The sequence below is a fragment of the Desulfovibrio sp. SGI.102 genome, assembly GCF_050314315.1.
Classification (GTDB): Bacteria; Desulfobacterota; Desulfovibrionia; order Desulfovibrionales; family Desulfovibrionaceae; genus Desulfovibrio.
Genome location: NZ_JBNPNC010000005.1, coordinates 19,395 through 42,004, shown reverse-complemented (window position 1 = coordinate 42,004; position 22,610 = coordinate 19,395). Strand labels below are relative to the sequence as shown.

The window sequence follows — 22,610 nt, the reverse complement described above, 5'->3', positions numbered from 1 at the left end:
ATGGAGAACATAGATGGCCAGAGAATCTCATCGCCCGACCAAGACCAATTATCAGGACTACCTGTTCAACTTTTCCAACGTCGATTTTTCTCAGTATGCGGGACAGGACAGTGCCCGTGGCGCCGATGTTGCGGCACAGCAGACTGACGAGCCCGGCTTTCTGTCACGTCTGGGAAACACGGCCCTTGCTATCGGCGAGGGGCTGACCATGCTGCCCGGCGGTATCGTGGGCACGGTGCGCGATACCTGGCACGGCGGTGACATCGATGTGACGGACACCGAGGCCATGCGGGACCGTGAGGAGCGCGCCCGCCAGCAGGCTGCCTATGTGCAGAAATATCAGGGGAAAGCCTTTGATGGTGTGGCTGATGCCATGATCTCCATGCCCTACAGCCTGGCAACCATGGGAGCCAGCCTGGGTGCCGGCATCCCCGCGACGATGGCTGCGGGACCGGTGGTGGGCGGTGCTACAGGCATGGCAGCGTCCGGGGCTGTCGCCTACCGGGCCAGCAAGCAGAACTTCATGGAAAACATGCTGGCCGAGACCACCAAGGTGTTGGGACGCACGCCGACCCAGGGCGAATGGGACAGGATAGCCCAGGAGTTTGACAGCGAGGCGACGCAGTACGGTCTGTGGGAAGCCGGGCCGGAAGCCCTGAGCAATCTTTTTATGGCCAAGCTGCTGGGCCCTCTTGGGAAACGGGTTTTCTCGGGTGGCATAGGTAACGCCGCAAAACGTGTGGCCGGCCTGTATGGCGAGGAAATGGCGACCGAAACCATCACCCAGATGGGACAAGGATCCATCGAGGCCGATCTGGGGTTGCGTGACGAGGCCCCCGGCGTTTTGCAGGCGCTTGGAGAAGTGGCGCCGGCCACGTTCTGGCAGACGACGCTCATGGCCGGCGGCAAGAAGGGGCTGGACCTGCTCTCCCGCCGTTATGGCCGTGGCCAACAGGTCGAAGAGGCTCCGGCTCCTGACCAAGAGGCACCGGCTGACTTTGACTCCCTCAGCGGACCGGAATGGAACGCCCCGGAAGCTCGCATCGACGAAGCCATGTGGAACCGGGAGGCATCCGCCAGGGGCTGGAACCACCTGCGCACTGATGCCCCCAAGCCAGATCCTGCCTTCATCCCCGGCGATCCGTTCACGGATCCTGCTGCGGCCCAAGATACCGAAGACTTTGTGCGGCGTTTTGAGGAGGCGGAGCAGGCGGCAGGTGAAGATACGGCCGGTCTGGCACGATCCCTTGACCAGGGAAAAACCGTTGACCTGCTCGCTCCGCCCCCGCAGCAGGAAGATAGTCCGGCACCCGGGCTGCCGAGCGCCCCTGTAAAATCCGCTCCGGCCGTGCATGCTCCCGCTCCCGGGCCTGATATCCCGCGCCAAACCTCACCGCTTTTGTCCCCCCGGGGCAATGACGGCATCCCTGCCCAGCCGGGCCAGCAGGTCATGGCCGCACCGGTATTCCCAGTGGAACCTTCTCCCCTGCCCGCTGGTGGCGTGCTCTCCCAAATGGGACAGGCAGGACCTCAACGGCAGCCTCCTGTCACGGCTGTGCCTACACAAGCCCAAGTGCTGAATATCCAGGCCACGCCGCGGGCCGATATCACGGCCCCTGCCGAGGCGCTGGGCATGCCTGCGCCCGATGCCATCCCGCGGGAAGCGCAGCCTGCGCCGCAAGCCGGCGATATGGCGGCGCCTTCGGCCATGCCGGCACAGCAGCCTGTAGCACGCCCTGTCGTCCCCACGCCTGAAATGACGCCGATGGATGCGCCACGTCAGGAAGCCCCTGACGCCTCTCCACGCAGAGAGGAGAAGCCCGCTTCCGTACAGGCGGCTCCCGAAGTGACGGCTCCTCTCATGTACGGGGGGGCTCCTATCTCGCGTATGCCCATCGGGGACGACAGGCGGGAGAACCAGGCTGACAGCATCCTTCAGGCTGCCGAACAGAAGGCAAAGGCTACCGGCGACGCGCGGATGCAGGCTGCCGTGGCAGAGATCCAGCAGGAGCGAAAGTATGTTGGCGTGACGCATGACGCGCTCTGGGAGCGCATCAATAGCGATATTCTCCCCTATGCCGCGGAAGATGCCCACGACGCGACGCAGCAGCCGTCTCCACAGGATGATTTCCTGCGGGACCATCTCGTAGTGGCGACCATTACCGGCCCCGCAGGCTCACCGACGCCGCCACAATCCGAAGGGACACCGGCGAAAAGGCAGAAATCCGGTACATCATCAGTAGCCGAGCAGCGGAAAGCCATTCTGCAAAGCCTGCCGGAAGACCTCCGCAAGGCTCACAAAGGGGCTCCGCTCAGCAAGCTGAAAGAACTGGCGGCGCAGCATGGACGTAACGAGGAATCTTCCCCAGAAGATCAGCTTGCGGCAAACGGCACATCATACGGCACGGTGGACAAGCCTGATACCATCGCTCTTGCCCATCATTTTTCTGCGGCTTTCCTGACAGGCAGGAAATTCGGCACCATCGTCGAAGCCCGCAGGGAGGCAGCTTCACTGCTGGGCGGCGCCGTACGCCCGGCCACGGAAACGGCCAAGGCCGTGGATGAAGCCATCGAGCTGGGAGTGACACTTGCCGCACGCAAAACTGTGGCGGAAATGCGGGAACGGCGGGAGAACGATACGGCCATTTATCGGGCACTGGTGGACCTGTACCAGCGTCAGCCCCGATTGAGCGTGCGCACCAGCACCAGTGTGGCCCAGCAAGCCTACAGCACACCGGCCCCCATCGCCTTCCTGGCTTCGCGTCTGGCGGGTATCGATACGGGCACCAAGGTATTCGAGCCCACAGCCGGTAACGGTATGCTGCTGATGGAGGCAGCCCCCAAGAATACCACGGCCAACGAATTGAACGCTGACCGGGCAGAGCGCCTGCGCTCCCAGGGCTTCACCGTCTCCGAACGGGATGCTGTGGACTACGCGCCTTCAGGCATGGACGTGGTTATCGCCAACCCTCCTTTTGGTCGCGTGAAGGATGCAGGCAGGCAGACCAAAGAATTTTCCGCCAACGGTCTCACGACGAAAGAACTTGATCATGCCATCGTCGCTCGTGCTCTGAGCTCGCTGAAACAAGATGGCCGTGCCGTACTGATCATCGGCGGGAAGAAAGGTGACGACGACAGCCGGAGCAAAAAGTACCGTGCCGCCGATCAGGTACACTTTTGGGGTTGGCTGTTCGAGCATTACCGGGTGTTGGATCATTTCAGCGTCGATGGTAAACTGTATGAGCGTCAGGGGGCAGGATACCCCATAGACATCGTTGTTCTTGAGAACAGCGGTCCCTCTCGTGGCCGCGTGTTCCCGGGCGCCGCCCTGCCGCGTCATTACACGTCTTTTGGTGACCTTGAGGAGGTACTGCATGGGCAAGTGGTGGACGCCGCCGAGCGAACGCCCGGCGCTGACGGTCCAGATACCGGACGAGTGGGAGACGGACCAGATAGCCAGTCAGGACGAATTGATCGAGCTGCTGACGCTGAAATTGCAGACGCTGATAGAGGACGCGTACGATCCGGAAGAGACGCTGGGACAGATGGTGCGCGATCTGGAAAACGCCTCGATCCTCGGGTACGGAATGACCGATCTGCGGAAACTGGCGGAGGGCGAATACTGGGAAGTGAACGGCCTGCTGGCGAATCCGGAAATGACGTATCTGCTGATACAGAAGGCGGGCGTGCCGGAGGGACAGGACAGTCTGACCTGGCCGCAGACGGCCACCGAAGAGACACCGGAGAACGGCGCGGACGAGATGACGCTGGAAGAGTGGGCGAACTCGGTGACAGCGGGGATGTACGTCCCGAGCTGGGAGTAAGCTCCCCTGCCCGGCAGCAAAAGACCGGTCACAAGCCAGCGGCTGCCCAGAAGCCAAAAGCCACAGAATTTCAGGCAGCCTATGAACCGGCCAGCTCCATGCAGAGCATGGGGACGCTCGTGCCCAAAAACATGGCTACCGCTGCCAGACAAGCCCTGGCAGACCTTGAAAAACGTCACGGCGGCATTGACCAGTATGTGGCGGATCAGCTCGGCTATCCTGCCGCAGAGCTCGGCAACTATTTTGCCGCCGAGCAGGTGGACGCCCTGGGCATGGCCATCAGCAATATTGCCGATGGTTCCGGCTTCATTATTGGCGACCAGACCGGCATCGGAAAGGGCCGAGTCAATGCCGGCATCATCCGCTGGGCAAAGCGTCAGGGCTACATCCCGGTCTTTGTGACCATGAAGCCTGACCTTTATGCCGATATGGTCCGCGACCTGGCGGATATCGGCATGGAGGGATTCAACCCCTTGCCCACAAACGCGGGCCTTTCTGGTAGCGATGCCATCCTTCTCCCTGACGGACGGGAGCTGAAAACAAAGTCTGCGCAAGCGCATGAAAAGCTCCTGCGCGACGTGATGCAAAACGGCATGGGAGCGTATGATGCCGTTTTCACCACGTACGACCAGCTCAACCCCGTCAAGGGGCAGGATACCTTCCGGCGTCAGTTCATGATGGACATCGCGCCCAATGCCGTCTTCATCCTGGATGAATCCCACAATGCCGGCGGACAGGCCTCCACCCGCAAAAAAGCCAATGCCGCAGACGACCGTGCGCAGTTCGTGCGCAAAATGCTGCAATCCTCGCGGCAGGGAACATTCTATTCCAGCGCCACCTATGCCAAGCGCCCTGACGTCATGTCCCTGTATTTCAAGACGGACATGCAGTACGCCGCCGATGATATGGGCAAGCTGGCCGAGGCCATCGAACGTGGCGGCATCCCCATGCAGCAGGCAGTGGCCGCAGAGCTGACCGAGACAGGACAGTATCTGCGCCGGGAGCGCTCCTTTGAAGGGGCGGAGGTGCAGACCTCCACGGTTTCCATCAACAAAGACCGTGCTGAAAAGACCGCCGACATCATGCGGGCCATCATGGCCTTTGACGATGCCAAAGAAGCGGCTGTGGAAGCGGCTGACAAGGCGGCGGCAAAGACGGGCGGTTCTGTTGGTGACAACAAAAGCACCGGCAAGGGAGGTGCTTCCAGCACCAATTTCACGGCTGTCATGCACAACGTCATTGCCCAGAGCCTGCTGGCCCAGAAAGTGGATGCTGTGGTCGAAGCCGCGGCAAATGACGTGGCCAGAGGGGAGAAAGTCGTCATCGCCCTGTCCAATACCATGGGCAGCATGATCAAGGAGTTTGCGGAACAGAACGGCATTGCCGTCGGTTCCCCCATCAACTTCACCTTCAATGACATGTTTGTCCGCTACCTAGAAAAGTCGCGGATGATCGCGATCAAAAAAGCCGGACAGAAAAAAGCCGATACGAAGCGCCGCCTTACGGACGAAGAGCTGGGGCCCGACGGCGTGCAGGCCTACAACAATGCCCTGGCCGTTATTCGCAACTCCGATTTTGGCGGTCTTCAGGTCTCGGTCATCGACAGGATGCTGGCCGAATTTGAAGCCAGAGGTATCAAGGCGGACGAGATCACCGGGCGTACCGAGCGTATCGACTACACCACAGACGTCCCGACCTACGCCAAGCGTGCCACTGGCCCTTCTGACCGCATCCGTGTCGTGGACGAATTCAATTCCGGCAAACTGGATGTGGTCATCCTCAACCAGGCGGGCAGCACGGGCATCAGCCTGCATTCATCAGAGCGGTTCAAGGATCAGCGTCGGCGCAACATGATCATCGCGCAGGCGGAATCCAACATAGACGTGTTCATGCAGACGCTGGGCCGAGTTTTCCGCACCGGTCAGGTCGTGCCGCCAACCTATCAGCTCATCATGTCCGATTTGCCAGCGGAAAAACGTCCTGCCGCTGTCCTGGCGAAGAAAATGAACAGCCTGAATGCCAACACAACGGCATCCAAGGAATCCGACACGTCATTCAAAAATATCCCTGACTTCCTCAACAAGTACGGGGATCGTGTCGCCAAGCAAGTCATGGACGAGAATCCCGAGCTTTCCAAAAAACTTGGGTCTCCGGTCAAGGAAGACGGCGAGGACGCCATGCGCAAAGTGACGGGACGCATCCCGTTGCTGCCGGTCAAGGAGCAAGAACAACTCTATGCTCTGCTGGAATCCGAGTACAACGACCTCATTGCCCAGCTTGAAGCCATGGGCGGCACTGGCCTTGAGGCCAAGAGCCTGCCGCTGGATGCCCGCCTGTTGGATGAGGTGGAGATAGTGCCGGCCAAGGATGTGGGCAAGGATACCCCCTTTGCCGGGGCGGCCAGAATCGGGACGTATGACGTGAAGAAACTGGGCAAGCCCTGGCCGTCCGCGAAGGTGAAGGAGATGGTGCAGGCTGCGGATGTTCCAGATACGGAAAAGCTGTTTCAGGAGGCTCAGGTCTGGCATAACGTCAAGATCAGGGACATGAGCGACGAGGCCGCAGCAAACCAGCAGAACCGGCTGAACCTTGCCCGGGATGTCATTGCTGATGCGGCCAGGATGCGCCCAGGGACACCGGTGCTGATCTCTGGGGAAAACCTGCTGATGGAAGGGGTCATGCTCAGGCTGTACCACAAGGGCAGCGCGGAGAATCCCCTGGCGCTCAGCACCTGGAAGATGGACATTGCCCTGCCGGATGCCTCCCGAAAGATCACCATCCCGCTGTCACAGACCGTGCGGAAGGAAGATGCCCTTACGGTCACTCCATCGCATCGCGATCCTGACGTGCTGTACGGGATGTTCGATTCTGCCCAGAGAGAAAGCAGGGAAAAGGCCCATATCATCACCGGCAACATCCTGGCCGCCTTCCAGAAAGTCAATGGAAAGGGCAATGTCATCACCTTTCAGGATCATGAGGGGAATACGATCCCGGGCATCATGCTGCCCAAGGACACCGATCCCCAGAAACTTCTTGACGGGATGGATGTTTCCCTGTCGCCCGATGCGGCCATACGCTTTTTGCGGGGTCTGCCCGGCAAGGCTGCTGTCAAAACGGCGGACAAGCTCCTTGTGCTGTCCCATGACGGGAGTGATTTCACTGTTTCCGTCCCTTCGTCCAAGGCCAAGGGGGCGCAGTATTTCCTGAACAGGGACGTGCTTGAGGCTGCGGGGCAAGACTTCATCCGCTCCGGGCAGAGCATGGTGCTGCGGCATCTTTCCGAAGGTCAGGCCGCCGGCATCCTGCAGGCGCTGTCAGGCCAGGGCTACGGATTCGTAGCCGACAACAACCGGGATGAAGCCCGCAAAATCATGGCTGATACGGACAGTCAGGCCCTGGCGTCACTGGCCTCACGCCCTGCGCGCAGGCCGGACAGTCTGCCTTCACGCTTTGCCGACATGCCCACGATCGAGGCCGACAGCACGCAGTGGTTCGGGCCGGGAAAGGCTATTGATGCGGACAGCCGGAATATGCGCAAGGCCGTACACGACTGGGCGCGTACCGCCTTTCCCCAAGGGACGACGGTCGCCAATGCGGATACCGGATGGAGGGTGCAGGTGACACCATCTGGTATCAAGGCCAGTCTTCACCACGGATATGATGAGCTGCTGGCACGATCCGTGCCCTTCATCCCGCAGATCATTGAGGGCGGTATCCATGTCGACAGCATCAGGAAGACGCCTCAACTTCTGTCCCATATTTTTGCCGGCAAGATCAGGCTGGACGAACAGGATTATGTGGTGGGCTTCGTGCTGCGTGAAGATGTCAACGGCAACCGTTTTTACGATCACGAGCTGACAAAAATAATAAGCCCCGACTGGCTAAAGCCGGGCCATCCTTCAAATGAAGGTCCTTCGAGTGAAGGGTCGTCTGGACACCGGACCAATCGGGGCATTTCCCCCGACTGGCTAAAGCCGGGCCGAGACACTTCCGAAGAAGCCTTGGGACACCGGACCAATCGGGGTGATGTGATGAACATACTCCGGGAACGTCTGGGCGTCAATGACGGGACGGGGCAGGTATTGTTCCGGGTCGCCGGCCAGTTCCTGCCGCCCAAATTCAAGGGGAGACGCGCCCCGAGCACGGAGGCTGTGCGCCGTCTGGCTGACAAAATGAACAGTATGGCCGCCAATGCCGCCCGCGTGGAGATCGTGGAAAATGCCGGGGCCCTGCCGCAGAACCTGCGCGATGCCTATGCTTCGCAGGCGGACAGCGTTGAAGGCCTGTACGATCCGACAACAGACACCGTCTGGCTGGTTGTCGAGAATCTGGAAAGCCTTGAGCGGGCCGCAGAGGTCTGGCTGCATGAAAACATCGTGCATCACGGTCTTCGCTCCGCACTGGCACCTGCGCAGCGCAGACTTTTGCTCAACCAGCTCTGGCAGATCATGGGCGGGATGGGGAACAGCAGCATCCGCGACATCGCCAGCCGGTATGGACGAGACCCGCGCAGCAACGAAGCTGCCAGGCTGCTCATCATGGAAGAAGCCTTGGCCAATCTGGCGGAACGCCGTGCCCGGGGGATGCTGCGCAGCACGCAGGAACAAAGCCTGTGGCGCCGGGTCGTCGATGCCATTGTGCGTGCCTGGAACGGCATGGTCTACACGCTGACCGGTCGCAGGGGACGCATGGGCCGTAGCCAGATGGAGCGGCTGCTGGACGCCCTGCAGGGGCATGTGATGGAGGGAAGGCCTGTTGCCATGCCTGACGCGGCCTTGGAGGAAGGGACGGACAGTGCCGGTGCCTTCGCTTCCCTGAGCGCTGACCAGCAGGAAGCCGCCCGTGCTGCCTGGGTGCAGCTACAGAAGGATATGGAAGCCTGGGGAAGGCAGCTTGATGACATTGCTGATGGACGCGGAAACAAAATCAGCGGGCTCACGATTGGAGCCACACCAGATGTATTACAGCGTCTGGGGGCCAAACCTCTGCCGATGGAAATAACGAGGCACAATCTGACAAAGGTGTTGACGAAGCACGATATCCCACTTGATACGCTTCGAGACCTGCCGAAACATCTGGCGAATCCAATCATGGTATTCAAGTCGGCCACCATGTCCAACGCGTATGTCATGTTGACGGAAATGGAGCGGAATGGGGAAAACCTTGTCGCAGCCATTCATTTTGACGTGGACAGAGGGCGTACTCGCGTTAACGATATTGCCAGTATTCACGACCGCAGCACGAGGCGCGACACGGGGAAAACTGTTCCGGGCTGGGTGTGGGCCAAGAACCAGATCGCAGCAGGAAACCTGCGCTACTATGACAAAACACGTAGCTCCCGCTGGTTCAGAGAACGAGCTGGACTGCAATTGTCCAGTGTGGTGAACCGCGAGAGCTATCGTGGGATTAAAATACTCACGGAAAAGGACGTGGTCAAGCCGGCGGATCACGGAAGGGGCGGGGAAAATACTCCCCTGGCCTCCCTCGCCTCTCGCCCGTCCGGTCTTACCGAGAGCGTTGCTTCCGGCATCCGGGCACTGCGAAAGGTCATGGGCCGTGGTGTGAGCGCTGACGTGGAAGACATCCTGTCCAATGAAGAAATGGGCAAGCTGATCCCGCGCCATGACCTGAGCCTGGCCGAACGCCTGTTCAAGCTGCCGCACTGGGTGGCCAAGGACCATGCCGGATTCGCCAAGGTCTATGACAGACAGCTGCGGCGTGTGGAAGAGCGCTCCGCCGCTCTCAAGGCCACGCTGGAGCAGGTGCCTCTGCTCTTTGATGGTGATGCCAGCAAGCGTCTGGGCCAGAAGGAGCAGGAACAGCTGGCTGCCATGATCTGGAAGTGGGACGGGAAGCAGATCGGGCCCTTGAACGCCATCGAGAAATTCAACGTCGTTGACCAGACTGTGAACGGACGCGACGTCCTGGAGCTGAACCCGGACTACCAGAAAAAGTTCAGGGCATGGCTGAAGGAACAGCCGGAGCCGGAGCGCGTGAAGCAGGCCTTTGGGCAGGTGCGCGAAGCTCTGGATGCCGCCTTCCTGCGTGCCTACAACAAAATGGCCGCCATGTCAGACCTTGCCGATACCGACCTGGAAATATACCGGACGGAGTTCGGGAACATCCACAACTACTTCCCGCATCAGCGTACAGGGAAATATTTCGTAGTGGCAAAGGTGGGCAAGGAAACGGTCTTCCGCAAGCATTTTGACGTACCTTTTGGCTCATCGGTGCGCGAGGAATGGGCCAAGATCGTTGCCGAGCACAGGAAGGACTTTCCCGACGCCACATGGGAGGATCCGCGCGAAGCCCAAAAGCTGCCGGATGACATCCTGGGGGCTCCCATTGATCCGGAAGCCATGGAACAGATCATCTCCGCCGCGGCGTCCCGGCTGGGCGACAGCGAACAGGCCGAGCGCGTGCGCTCCACCCTGCTCTCTGGCGTGGCCGACGTCCTGAAAGCCCGCGGTTTCGGGGCCCATGGCATCCACCGGCAGAATATCCCCGGCTTCGAGACCCAGGACGTGAAGGGCGTCCTTTACAGCTACATGGCCGGTCTCAACGGCTGGCTGACCAAGATGGAAGCCGCTGCGGACTTTGCCCGGGCCCTGGGCAAGATTGATGCCAGCGCCTCTCCCCGACTGTGGGAATATGCTGCGCAGTACACCAAGGACATGCTGCGCAACAGTGACCAGATCGACAGGATCACCGGCAATATCAAGTCCGTGGCCTTTGCCTGGTATCTGGGCGGGAATATCAAGACCGCCGTGGTCAACCTGACCCAGAATGCCGTGGTGGGCGTGCCCCGCTTGCAGCAGTATGTCACCGGCGGCGGGGGCCACTGGCTGAAAAGCGCCATGGATACCATCGGCCTGACCTACTCTGGCAAGGGACTGCACGGTGCCAAGAAGCTGACTGCCGAAGAAGCGGCCATGCTGCAAGAACTGTACGGCAACAGTGTCATCACGGATGCCTACATGGAAGAAATCCGCGGGCAGATCTCTGCTTCGCCGTCCCTGCGGATGTGGGAACGCTTCACGCGACTGCTGGGCTGGCCCATGAGCAAGGTGGAGATCTTCAACCGGGCCTCCCTTGCTCTGGCAGCCTACCGGGCGGCCCGTGTCGGGGCCTTCAAGACCAAGGCCTTAAAAGAATATGGGCTTGAGCCGGGCCAGAAGATGACCCACGAGCAGGCACGGGACTTTGCGGCCATGCTGGTGCGCGATACACACTTTGAATACGGGCGCGGCAACCAGCCGGAATTCCTGCGCAGCAATGTGGCCGGACGCATGCTCTCCCCCGTGTTCACGTTCCGCAGCTTCGGAGCCAACATCCTGAACCTGTGGTGGCGGGCCCTGCTCTATGAGGGCAAGGAGGGGCGCACCTTCGTGGCCAAGAGCCTGGGGGCGACCGTGGCCCTTGGCGGGCTGACGGCCTTCCCCTTCTATGCGACGCTGGCGGCGTTGTGCGCCGCGGCTTCCGGGGATGACGAGGACTGGACCGCAAAGATCAGGAACGCCCTGCCGGCAAACAACCTGCTGCGGGATGTGGTCTGTTATGGACTGCCATCCTTGCTGGGGGTGAATATTGGCGGCTCCCTGCGCATGGAGACGCCCTTCACGGAGGGCATGAAGCGTGGCGAGACGTTCAAGGAGGCCATGACGGAAAGCCTGGGCGATCTGCTGGGCATCCCGTATGATCTGGCCGTGAACAAGCCGTCCAAATTCCTGGAAGCCAGGCGCTTCGGCGCTGACTACAGGGCGGTGGAAGCGCTTGTGCCGACCTTCGTGGCCAACGCGATGCAGGCCTGGCGCCTTTCCACGGAAGGCCAGACCACCCTGCGCGGACGGCCCATCAACAGCCCGGGCCAGCCCGGCGCCCGGAAGCTCTCCACCGGAGAGGCTTTTGGCAAGGCGCTGGGCTTTCAGCCCACCAGCAGTGCCAAGAGTTATGAAGCCTACGCGGCTGAGAAAAGGCGTACGTCGATGCGTAGCGACAGGATGGACGACTTCACCAACCAGGCCCTGGATGACCTTGAAAGCAAGGGACGCCCGTACATGATGCGCGAGCTGCGGAAAAAATTGCAGGCGTGGAACAAGGAGATGGAAGCGGAAGGAAAGCCGGCCATGAAGATCATGCCCAAGGACGTGCTGCGGCGTGTGGCCGCACGCAGGCGGGAGAACAGGCCCACCAGGGACCAGAGAGAAAAAGGCGCCGCCCAGATGGCGACGTGGGGAGTGTAGTAAGGGAAAGCCCCGCTTCCGAGAGGAGGCGGGGCCGTTCTAATAAGTTCATTGACGGCCGTGAACGCATCAGAGGGATAACACTCGAAACAGCTACAAATCCTCTTGGTGCAGATTTGGTGCAAACGTGGTGCAAAGACCGTTTTTGGTGCGGATTTGGTGCGGGATTTTGGCACGAAAAAAGGGTTTACGTTTCCGTAAACCCTTGATTTTTATGGTACCGGGAGCGAGACTCGAACTCGCAAGGTGTTGCCACCGACGGATTTTGAGTCCGTTGCGTTTACCAATTCCACCATCCCGGCATAGCCGCAGGCCAGAAGCCCACAAAGCTTTTAGAGATTACAGGCGATAGGTGCCTTCGTCAAGTTTTTTGCGTTCTGTTGCCTGCATTTCTTCAAAAAATGCCTTCAGCGTCTTCCAGAAAAAACGCTGTCTCCTGCTCCGGCCAAAGGCCCGCAGACAAGCAGGACTCCTTGACGAACCTGTTCTCATTGCCCTGCAAGCGCTCGATACGGCTTGCCCGACGGCACTCCCAGGCATCCACGGGATATTGTCGCGCCCAGGCCTGCATGAGCTGCTGTTGCTGACGGCTCAGACGATAATGCTCGCCATAACTGGCAGCCATATACAGGCTGGAGCGTACGATCTGTCCGCGTGCCCGCTCCGGCGGCTCCACCTTGTTGCCGCTGATCTTCATGGGGCAGGAACCAAAGGCCGAAGGGACATCAGGCCCCAGCATCTGGAAATTTTTGTTGGAGCGTACCGCATTGACCGAACCTATGGCAGGGTACAGGTTATACATGTCGGCCTGCATGCGACGGTAATCAGCATTGACCTTTTCCGCGCACGCACGTCCCTTGAAGGCTTTGCCCTTACGATCCACGCAAAGGGCATGACCTTCCCGCCACTCCGGGAATGCCCTGCCGAAATTTTCGGCGGGGACAACGTACTCCCACTCTACCCGTGAGGAGCGCTTCCGGTGCTTGTCTGCCGTGAATCCCCGCGGCAGCCGGATCTGCTTGTGCTCATCGAAAGCAGCCCCGCAATAGAGCGTCTGACGGTGATCATAGTAAACTTTCTGCTCCAGCAGCCGTTTGGCTTTGGCAAAACTCTCGTTTTGCATATTGCCCGCTGCCCAGCCCTGAGCAGGCAGTACCAGCAGCAATGCCCACAGCAACCACACGATCCTCTTCATGGCGATACCTCGCAAAATGTCCGCATATGGCCTGCCTATGGGGCACGTCCCTTCCAGAAGGTGAAATCTGCAGACAGTTTTTTGAGGCTATATAAGATTATCTATATCTATTTTTCAAGACACCCTCCTCGTAAAAAAAGACCCCGGCAAAATATCAATAAAAAAGGGCCCATCGCGAGCGACGGGCCCTTCCCTGTCCTGCCCCTGCGGGGCAACGGGATCAAGTTACAAGATATACTGGCTCAGATCCTGATCTTCCCGGACATCGCGCAGGTGTTCCTGCACATAGGCCCGGTTGACCACGATCTGCGCACCGGGCATGTCCGGCGCGTCAAAAGAGATGTCCGCCAGGATTTTTTCCATGATGGTGTACAGGCGGCGGGCACCGATGTTCTCGCTGGTGGCATTGATCTCTTCCGCAAAAGCGGCGATCTCTTCGATGCCGTCTTCCGAGAACTGCAGGCGGATCTGCTCTGTCCCCAGCAGGGCCGCATACTGCCGCGTCAGGGCATTATGGGGTTCCGTCAGGATGCGCAGGAATTCATCCTTGCCCAAGGCATTGAGTTCCACTCGCAGGGGGAAACGTCCCTGCAGTTCGGGGATCATGTCGGAAGGCTTGCTGAAATGGAAAGCCCCGGCCGCGATGAACAGGATATGGTCCGTGCGCACCATGCCGTACTTGGTGTTGACCGCCGAACCTTCCACGATGGGCAGCAGGTCACGCTGCACGCCTTCGCGCGAGATGTCGGACGTGCGATTCTGGGAAGAGCTGGCGATCTTGTCGATCTCGTCGATGAAGATGATGCCCATCTGCTCCACGCGCTCGCGAGCCTTGTCCACCAGAGCTTCCTGATCCACCAGTTTGCCGGATTCTTCCTGGATCAGCACGTTATAGGCCTCGCGGACCTTCATCTTGCGACGGTTGCGGCGCGGCGGGAAGGCCTTGCTGAACATGTCCCGCACCTGGTTACCCATCTGTTCCATGCCGGGGATGGCGAACATGTCCATGCCCTGGGCAGGCTGCTCGGTCACTTCGACTTCCACTTCGCGGTCATCCATGAAGCCAAGGCGGAACTGCTGGCGCAGTTTTTCGCGGGTATCGTTGCGGTCCCCGCCAAAGGAATTGGGCAGCAGCAGATCCAGCAGACGGGACTCGGCGGCAGCTTCGGCAGCGGCCCGGACCCGGGCATTTTCCTCTTCCCGCACAAGGTTGATGCCGATCTCCATAAGATCGCGCACCATGGATTCCACATCGCGGCCCACATAGCCCACTTCCGTGAACTTAGTGGCCTCGACCTTGATGAAGGGAGCTCCGCTCAGCTTTGCCAGACGGCGGGCTATCTCGGTTTTGCCCACACCGGTGGGGCCCATCATGATGATGTTCTTGGGAGCGACCTCATCACGCAGCTCCTCAGGAAGATGCTGACGACGCCAGCGGTTACGGACAGCAACAGCGACCATGCGCTTGGCCTGTTCCTGTCCCACCACAAATTTATCCAGTTCTGCCACGATTTCACGCGGGGTGAGTGTGCTCATTGCATCTCCTGCGCGTCCTTCGACGCTCTATTTTCCAGCCGGCCAGCCAGTGCAGGCGGTCCGACGATTTTTTCCGGCAGTCATGCCTCCTTATATATGAGCATGATTTTTCCTCTGACAATGGCCCCATTGTCGAGAACCTGCTTTTTTCCTATCGTGGCCCATGCACCTTCCCCATATCTTCCATCTTCCTCCCTTACCTCCGGAGCTGGACTGGCTGCCGCCCCTGCTGGGCATAGCCGCCCTCCTCCTGCTCCTGCGCATGGCGGTGCGCGGCGCCTGCCGGTTATGCCTGCTGGTCATCCTGATACTTCTGGCGCTGGCAGCCTTCCCTCACCGGGACCTGACCTTGTTCGCCCTGGGGGGCCTTGCCGTCTGGTGCCTGATGCCGGGGCGGGATCCAAAAGAAAAAAGACAAGACGACAGACATTGAAAAGGAGCTCCCTCTCGGTCGCTCCGGCATTCCAGACGCACCGTACCGGCCTTGTGCTTCCTTCAAGCTGGCTGTTTGAGCATAGCGCATGGCAGCCGTAGCTGTCCTTTCCTTACCTCAACACGATATCGGCAGACGACAACAACAAAAAAGGCCGGATGAACCGGCCTTTTTTGTTGTCTGCTTTATCGCAGCCCTTATCCAGCAGTCTTGCTCACAGGGCCCGAGGTCAGCATCTTCTGGCTGATGTAGATCATGACCAGCAGGCCGCAACCGATGGCGTCGGTAATGGCGCCAGGAGTGATCAGGGTGATGGCGCCCGCCAGCAGGATCAGGCGCTCCCACCAGTAGAGGTTACGCAGCCAGTAACCCACGCTGGCAAAGGACAGGCTGGCGATGCCCAGCGCCGCGGTGGAAGCGTAGAAAAGCACTTCCCAACCGGAGGCACCGATCATCAGCAGGCCGGGGTTGTAACAGAAGATGTAGGGGATCAGGAAGCCGGCCAAAGCCAGCTTGACCGCCATGAAGCCTGTGGCGTTCGGCTCTGATCGCGCGATCCCTGCCGCGGCGTAGGCGGCCAGTGCCACAGGGGGCGTCAGGTCGGCCAGGATGCCGAAGTACAGGATGAAGAGGTGCGCCGCCATGGCAGGCACGCCAAAGTGCATGATGGCCGGGGCCGCGATGGTGGCCAGCACGATGTACTTGGCCGTGGTGGGCAGGCCCATGCCCAGAACGATGGAGGCCAGCATGGTCAGCAGCAGGGTCAGGGCAAAGCTGTCGGCCGAGATGGTCAGGATGGCGTTGGCCAGCTTCAGGCCAAGACCGGTCAGGGTCACCACGCCGATGACGAAGCCGGTGCAGGCGCAGGCGGCAGCCACACCCAGGGCCAGACGACCACCGTTTTCCATGGCCTGCAGGACGCCCTTGAGGGACAGGAAGTTGGTCTGGGCCAGAGCGCTCATCACATTTTCATTGCTGTAACGGGCACCATGCCAAGTCTTCCAGTTTTCCGCCACCAGGGAGATGACCACGGTGGTCACGATGCAGTAGTAGGCGGCCTTGAGCGGCGTGTAGCCCTGCATCAGCATGTAGATCAGCACGATGATGGGGATCAGCAGGTAACCGCCCTGACGCAGCACCACCCAGGTGCGGGGCAGGCGTTCCTTGGGGATGCCCTTGAGGCCCAGGCGCTTGGCTTCCATATGCACCATGAAGCCCACGGCCAGGTAATACAGCAGGGCGGGCACCAGGGCCGCCTTGGCGATCTCCACGTAACCGACGCCCAGGAACTGGGCCATGATGAAGGCCGCAGCCCCCATGATGGGCGGCATGATCTGGCCACCGGTGGACGAGGCGGCTTCCACGGCGCCGGCAAAGGCACCGCGATAGCCCACGCTCTTCATGAGCGGGATGGTGAAGGTACCCGTGGACACCGTATTGGCCACGGAAGAACCGGAAATGGTACCGAAGAAACCACTGGCCAGCACGGCCACCTTGGCGGGGCCGCCCACGTAGCGGCCGGCAGCGGCCAGGGCCAGGTCGATGAAGAACTTGCCCAGACCGGTGCTGTGCAGGAAGGCACCGAACAGGATGAACAGGAAGACGAAGGAGGCCGACACGCCCAGAGGCATGCCGAACAGGCCTTCCGTGGTCAGATACATGTGCGAGACGATACGCTGCACGGAGAAACCGGGGTGCCCCAGCATGCCGGGGATCAGGTTGCCGAACTTGGCGTACAGCAGGAAGACCACGGCCACCAGGGTGATGGGGATGCCCACGATACGGCGGGTCGCCTCCAGCACCAGCAGGATGGACGCACAGCCCATGATGAAGTCCAGCTCGGTGGCCGGACCGGCATCCAGCACAATGATGTCATACTGCCAGACGATGTAGCCGCAGACCACGGCCCCGGCGATGGCCAGGATGGCGTCATACCAGGCCAGCTTGTTCATGTTGCCCGTGGCGCGGGCAGGATACAGCAGATAGATCAGGGTCAGCACAAAGCCCAGATGCACCGCGCGCTGGATCTGGGGCGCAAAGGGCGTCGTGGCGGCCGTGTACAGATGAAAAGCGGAAAAGGCGATACAAAGGATCTTGATAAAAATATCGAGCCACCCCTTGAAGGAGCGGTAAACGGATTCCTTGTCGTACTTGGCAACGATCTCGGAGACGTCCACGGTCTCCTGGATCTTCTCCACAGCACTGGAATCCAGTTTGTGGCCTTCTTCCAGGGCAAATCCCCCTGCCCCTTGTTCATCGATCATATGCATTCTTTTTTCGTGGCTCATCCTCTCATGTCCTGTGTAAGTATGCGGGCGTGTCCTTTCACGCCAAGTCAATGTCCAAAAATTATCAGGGTAAAACGACTGTAAGGGTAATGGCTTGTCCCGGTTCCAGCAGGGAATTCAGCGGGATCTCCTTTTGTTCCCCGCCCTCTTCAGGCAGCAGCAGGGTGTGGTTCGCCACACGTCCCACGCGCACATCAAAGGAAGGCAGGGCCATATGATAGCCGCTGATGACAACTTTTCCGTTTTCCGTATACATCCGCTGTCCCGGGCCCGGCTGATGCGGCAGTCCGGCCCCGAAATCCTGATAAACCGTTTTTTCCAGATAAATGCAGCCCCCGCTGACACTGAACCAGTCCTCCACCGGACTCAGAGCGACGGAATGCCTGTAACGAATGGCAAACTCGCTGCCGTCCGGTGCGGGCCGGCTGAAAAGTTCCCTGCCGCTGCTGTCGCGCAGCACCAGGCGTTGCACGTCCTGCGCCTGCACACTGAAAAAAAGATGCGGCGCAACCCACAGTACGCCTGTCATACAGACCAGCATGACCAGCAAAAAAGCAATGGTATTGCGCCGCATCATCATAAGTCCCGAATCAACTGATTGTTGCCTGAGAACTCAGCCTACTTGATGTCCAGGCCCTTTTCCTTGAAGTACTTGATAGCACCAGGATGGAAGGGGATGGTCACACCGTCAGCGGCGTGTTCCAGAGAGATCTCGGCACCCTTGTTATGAGCCTTGGCCACGTCGGGCAGGTTGTCATACAGGGTCTTGGTCAGGGTGTAGGCCACGTCGTCAGGCATGTTCTTGTTGGCCACCAGGATGCACTGCACGGACAGGGTGGGCACGGCGTCCTTCTGGCCCAGGTAGGTACCGGCCGGGATGGAGTCCTTCACCAGGTAGGGGAACTTCTTGACGATCTCCTCGACCTTCTGGCCGGCCAGGGGCACGAAGACCACTTCCTGAGCGGTGGTGATGTCCTGGATGGCGGGGTTGGGCGTACCGATGGTGAACACGAAGCCGTCCACCTGACGGTCCTTGAACTGGTCGGCAGTTTCACCGTAGGGCAGGAAGATGGGCTCGATGTTCTTGTAATCCAGGCCGTAGAAGCCGAAGATCTGGCGGCAGTTCACTTCGTTGCCGCTGCCGCGGGCACCCACGGAGACCTTCTTGCCCTTGAAATCTTCGAGAGCCTTCACGCCGCTGTCCTTGCTGGCCACCACATGCAGGTATTCAGGATACAGGCGGCCGATGACGCGCACGTTGTCCAGCTTGCTGCGGAAGGGAGCCAGGCCGTTGAAGGCGGAGTCGGCGACGTCGTTCTGCACCATGGCGAAGTCCACGTCACCAGCCTGGACCAGACGCATGTTCTCACCGGAAGCACCGGTAGCCTGGGCCGTCACGGAGATGGCGCCGCCGCTCTTGTTGGTGATCACCTGGGCAATGGCACCGCCCAGGGGGAAGTACACCCCGGAGGTCCCGCCGGTGGCCAAGGTCAGGCGTTTGGTGTCGGCATTGGCCAGCGAGGCGGCCAGCAGCAGACCAGCGGCCAGGACAAGACTGAGAACTTTTTTCATAAGGCTTCTCCCGAAAAGAGGTTACAGAACGCATCCACTAAAATGGCATTCTCACTACCATCATTGAGTATACACCAAATATGCAAAAAGGGCAAATCAGCCGTGCCCCGTACCTTCCGTCAGGGCTCGCTATTTGACTTGCTCCCCGGCAAAGGCATATTATGGAAAGAGCGAGACACCATGCATCCAGCCAAGGAGATCCACATGGTCAAGCGTCATCTCAGACTTCTGGTCGTAACAGTGGCGTGCATCGCCCTGCTCGGCGGCTGCGCCAGCAAATACGGCGCGCAGACGACACAGGTCAACTATTATCCCCAGTGCTACTCCCCTGTGGCCCAGCTGCGGGCCGATGAAGACAGGGTCACCAACAGTACGGCGGGAGGCGCCGCGGGCGGCGCCCTGCTGGGTGCCCTCATCGGCGGCCTGGCCACCGGCAAGGTGGAAGGCGCCCTGGCCGGTGCCGTGGCCGGTGGTGCGGCGGGCGCCGTGGGCGGGAACATCTACGGCAAGTCCCAGCAGCGGGAGAACGACCGCAGGCTGCTGGCCAGCTATGCCGCCCAACTGGGCGAGGACAGCGCAGGCATGGATCGCGCCACTGCCGCCGCCCGTCTTTCGGCCCGCTGCTATGACGAACAGTTCAAGAAGGCCGCGGCCCAGTACAAGGCCGGGGCCATCACCCGGCAGGATTTCCAGGACCGCTACATGGAGATCCGCAGCGGTCTCGAAGAAACGTCCCGCATCCTGAAGCTCACCTCCGACCATGTCATCGAGCGTGATGCCGAATACCAGAAGACCCTGGCCCAGGCTCAGGCCAAGGGGCAGGTCTCCCAACGCCAGCAGGCCCCCCGCAAGGAAAAGAAGGCCTGGAACAATTCCCGCCGCGAGCTGGAAAGTACCCGCCAGGACGTGGACATGCGTCTGGCCACGTACGAGCAGACCGTCAACAATCTGATGCTGTAACAGCAGGGCGCGCTTCTTTCCCACGAGAAGTGCGCCCTTTTTTCGGAGCATACCCCCATGGCTGACGATCCCGGCAAAAACACCGCTGATGTCCCCCGTCCCGATACCGCCGACACCGCACACACCGCCGGCGGTGGAGATCCCTCCGGCAATCCGGACGCCCCCCGGGGCGCCCCGGTCCCTGTTCCCTGGTACCGCCGTCCCCTGTTCTGGGGCATCGTGCTGTTCCTGCTGGTCCTGGCCCTGCTCGGCTGGCTGTTCTGGAAGCAATGGCAGGCCGCCGAAGCGGAAAAACAGGCCCAGGAAGCCGCCCTGAACGCCCAGCTGGCCAAAAATGCCGAGATGGACGCCTATCTGGCCCAGCTGCGGGCCCTGCTCAAGGAAGAGCCCTGCGTCATCAAAGAAAAACTGGCGCAGCTGCCGCCCCCTCCTGACGCCGTCCCCGGAGTTGTGCCCGGCGGCCGCTCCGGCGAGCCCCTGCAGATCCCGTCCGATGTGACGCCCCAAAGCACGCCGGTCACGCCACAAAAGGCCCCTGCCCGTCCCGGCAGCATGGCCCAGCTGCTGGAACAGGGCACTGTCCTCGTGCTGGCCCGGCAGCCGCAGGGTCTGTCCATGGGATCCGGCTTCTTCATCTCCCGCCGCCATGTGCTGAGCAATGCCCATGTGGTGGGCAATGCCGGCCAGGCCTTCCTCATCAACAAGGCCACGGGCGGTGTCCTGCAGGCCACCGTGCGCCATCGCAGCGCGGATGGCGGCCGGGACTTCGCCCTGCTGGAGCTGCCTGCCGATGCGGCCATCACGCCGCTGGAATTCGCCCCCGGTGTGGAACGTACCCAGCGTGTCAGCGCCTGGGGCTTCCCCGGCGCCGTGACCAACGACGATCCCAAATTCATGGCCCTGCTGCAGGGCAACGATTCCGCCGTGCCCGAGGTGGTGTATACGGAAGGCGTGGTCAGCGTCATCCTGGAACGCACACCGCCGCTGGTCGTGCATACGGCCACGGTCTCGCAAGGCAACAGCGGCGGCCCTCTGGTCAATGAACAGGGCCAGGTGGTGGGCATCAATACCTTCATCAAACTCGATGATGCCTCCTACCGCCAGTCCAGCATCGCCATCGTGGGCAGCAGCATTACCGCCTATTTGCGGGAGATCGGCATCGGATTCTCCCAGGCCGCGGCAACGCCTGCCGCCGCTCAGGCACAAGACGAAAAGGCCGATGGCCAGAAAGGGGTGAGACCATGAGCGTTTTCCTGCTTACCAGCCAGCGCAACGCCATGCGCGCCCTGGCCAGCCAGGGCATCTTCGCCACAGACTGCCACGCCCAGGTCTGCAGCATCATCGCCCAGCACCTGAGCCCGGCCCATGCGGCCCTCATCGCCGAGCCCCAGCACGATCCCGGCCAACAGCGCATCGACTGGTACGCCGGCGTGAACGGGACCGCCACCCCGGTGAGCGCGCTCCCTGCCGAAGAGGCGGAGCGCCTGCGGGCCCGCGCCGGTGAACTGGCCCGGGACATCCTGCACCTGTCGGAACAATGGGGAAAAGACGCCCAAAGCCGCGAGGCCCTTGCCGGCCAGATGCTCGCCCTGGTCCTGCAACACCCCCATGACGACGATCTCTGGTCCGTGGACGGCCAGCCCGTCCTGGTGAACTGGGGCTTTGCTCCGGGAGCCGTCGGCGCCATGCCACAGGATCTCAGCCGTATGGGCGGCGCCATCCCCGTGGCAGCCGCGGCGGCCCCCGTGGCTGCGGCTGCCGTGCCTGTGGCCGCTGCCGGCAGCGGCTGCCTTGGCTGGCTGCTGCCGCTCCTGCTGGCCCTGCTCCTGCTCTGGCTGCTGCTGGCGGCCCTGGGCATCCTGCCCTCTCCCCTGCCCGCATCCTGCCTCAAACCGGCGGCCGATCCCCGTCTCGATCAGGCCACCCAGGCAGCGGAAAAGCAGCGTAACGAGCTGGAAGAGCTGCTGCGCCAGCTGCGGGAAAAAGCCCTGCTCTGCAAACCGCCGCAGCCCAAGCCGGAACCGAAGCCGGAGCCGCCAAAGCCCGATCCTGAAGTGGTCACGCCCCAGCTAGTGCCTGACAAACCCATCGAGCCTGCGCCCGAGCCCAAGCCGGAACCGAAGCCCAAGCCTGAGCCCAAACCGGAACCGAAGCCGGAACCGAAGCCCAAGCCCCGCAAAAACGAGGATCTGAACATCCCCGCCGATGCGGCCAAAAAGAACGACCTGAGCTTCCTGGAAGGCTGCTGGCAGAGCGATACGGGCCTGTTCTCGCATCCGTCCAATACGCCCATCATCGCCGAGTACTGCTTCGACAAGAAGGGCCAGGGACGGCGCTTCGTGCGCGAAGAGAACGGCCAGGTCTGCAGCGGTCCGGCCACGGCCAAGTTCGAGGGCAACCGTCTTGTCTGGCGGGCCGGGTCGGCCCCCTGCCCCAAGGGCAACCAGTATGTGCCCCAGCAGGTACAGTGCACCGGCAACGACAAGAGCACCCGCTGCCAGGGCGTGGAACAGAGCAAGCGCAACCTGCGCTGGAAAGCTGACTTCAAGAGGAAATAAG

The 22,610-nt window shown here is 60.9% G+C and carries 9 protein-coding genes and 1 tRNA gene; 4 read left to right on the top strand and 6 right to left on the bottom strand.

From position 1 onward, the window contains the following. The first annotated feature begins 13 nt into the window (after positions 1 to 13). Complete coding sequence (locus ACQRCJ_RS02355) at positions 14 to 12,067, top strand: PLxRFG domain-containing protein (RefSeq protein WP_427799292.1); 12,054 nt, start codon at positions 14 to 16, stop codon at positions 12,065 to 12,067. A gap of 215 nt (positions 12,068 to 12,282) precedes the next feature. Here the strand turns inward: ACQRCJ_RS02355 and ACQRCJ_RS02350 are convergent. The 6 genes from ACQRCJ_RS02350 to ACQRCJ_RS02325 all read right to left on the bottom strand — a co-directional run bounded on the left by ACQRCJ_RS02350 (position 12,283) and on the right by ACQRCJ_RS02325 (position 19,091). Next, a tRNA-Leu gene (locus ACQRCJ_RS02350) sits at positions 12,283 to 12,369 on the bottom strand. 92 nt (positions 12,370 to 12,461) lie between these two features. Continuing rightward, entirely contained in the window at positions 12,462 to 13,262 is an 801-nt protein-coding gene (locus tag ACQRCJ_RS02345) for an endonuclease (RefSeq protein ID WP_427799291.1), read from the bottom strand. Positions 13,263 to 13,487: 225 nt separating this feature from the next. Next, entirely contained in the window at positions 13,488 to 14,798 is a 1,311-nt protein-coding gene (hslU, locus tag ACQRCJ_RS02340) for an ATP-dependent protease ATPase subunit HslU (protein ID WP_168935931.1), read from the bottom strand. 630 nt (positions 14,799 to 15,428) lie between these two features. Continuing rightward, positions 15,429 to 17,495 carry a TRAP transporter permease gene (locus ACQRCJ_RS02335; protein WP_427799290.1) on the bottom strand — a complete coding sequence of 689 codons (2,067 nt, stop codon included), beginning with the start codon at positions 17,493 to 17,495 and terminating at the stop codon, positions 15,429 to 15,431. Positions 17,496 to 17,583: 88 nt separating this feature from the next. Further along, positions 17,584 to 18,096 carry a DUF1850 domain-containing protein gene (locus ACQRCJ_RS02330; protein WP_427799289.1) on the bottom strand — a complete coding sequence of 171 codons (513 nt, stop codon included), beginning with the start codon at positions 18,094 to 18,096 and terminating at the stop codon, positions 17,584 to 17,586. A gap of 41 nt (positions 18,097 to 18,137) precedes the next feature. Further along, positions 18,138 to 19,091 (bottom strand): TAXI family TRAP transporter solute-binding subunit, encoded by a 954-nt coding sequence (locus tag ACQRCJ_RS02325; protein WP_168935934.1) that lies wholly within the window; start codon positions 19,089 to 19,091, stop codon positions 18,138 to 18,140. A gap of 180 nt (positions 19,092 to 19,271) precedes the next feature. Between ACQRCJ_RS02325 and ACQRCJ_RS02320 the strand changes: the two genes are divergently transcribed. Genes ACQRCJ_RS02320 through ACQRCJ_RS02310 form a run of 3 tightly spaced genes read left to right on the top strand, consistent with a single transcriptional unit; the run spans position 19,272 to position 22,609 of the window. Further along, positions 19,272 to 20,051 (top strand): glycine zipper domain-containing protein, encoded by a 780-nt coding sequence (locus tag ACQRCJ_RS02320; RefSeq protein WP_204674882.1) that lies wholly within the window; start codon positions 19,272 to 19,274, stop codon positions 20,049 to 20,051. A 57-nt stretch (positions 20,052 to 20,108) separates the two neighbouring features. Further along, positions 20,109 to 21,296: a S1 family peptidase gene (locus ACQRCJ_RS02315; RefSeq protein ID WP_168935936.1), complete on the top strand. Its 1,188-nt coding sequence runs from the start codon at positions 20,109 to 20,111 to the stop codon at positions 21,294 to 21,296. After that, entirely contained in the window at positions 21,293 to 22,609 is a 1,317-nt protein-coding gene (locus ACQRCJ_RS02310) for an SrfA family protein (RefSeq protein WP_427799288.1), read from the top strand. Before ACQRCJ_RS02315 ends, ACQRCJ_RS02310 begins: the two co-directional genes overlap by 4 nt. Position 22,610 lies beyond the last annotated feature (1 nt).

Excerpts from the sequence above, each read along its gene's own strand:
- ACQRCJ_RS02355 (WP_427799292.1), top strand. The coding sequence starts at position 14 with ATGGCCAGAGAATCTCATCGCCCGACCAAGACCAATTATCAGGACTAC.
- ACQRCJ_RS02345 (WP_427799291.1), bottom strand. The coding sequence starts at position 13,262 with ATGAAGAGGATCGTGTGGTTGCTGTGGGCATTGCTGCTGGTACTGCCT.
- hslU (WP_168935931.1), bottom strand. The coding sequence starts at position 14,798 with ATGAGCACACTCACCCCGCGTGAAATCGTGGCAGAACTGGATAAATTT.
- ACQRCJ_RS02335 (WP_427799290.1), bottom strand. The coding sequence starts at position 17,495 with ATGATCGATGAACAAGGGGCAGGGGGATTTGCCCTGGAAGAAGGCCAC.
- ACQRCJ_RS02330 (WP_427799289.1), bottom strand. The coding sequence starts at position 18,096 with ATGATGCGGCGCAATACCATTGCTTTTTTGCTGGTCATGCTGGTCTGT.
- ACQRCJ_RS02325 (WP_168935934.1), bottom strand. The coding sequence starts at position 19,091 with ATGAAAAAAGTTCTCAGTCTTGTCCTGGCCGCTGGTCTGCTGCTGGCC.
- ACQRCJ_RS02320 (WP_204674882.1), top strand. The coding sequence starts at position 19,272 with ATGCATCCAGCCAAGGAGATCCACATGGTCAAGCGTCATCTCAGACTT.
- ACQRCJ_RS02315 (WP_168935936.1), top strand. The coding sequence starts at position 20,109 with ATGGCTGACGATCCCGGCAAAAACACCGCTGATGTCCCCCGTCCCGAT.
- ACQRCJ_RS02310 (WP_427799288.1), top strand. The coding sequence starts at position 21,293 with ATGAGCGTTTTCCTGCTTACCAGCCAGCGCAACGCCATGCGCGCCCTG.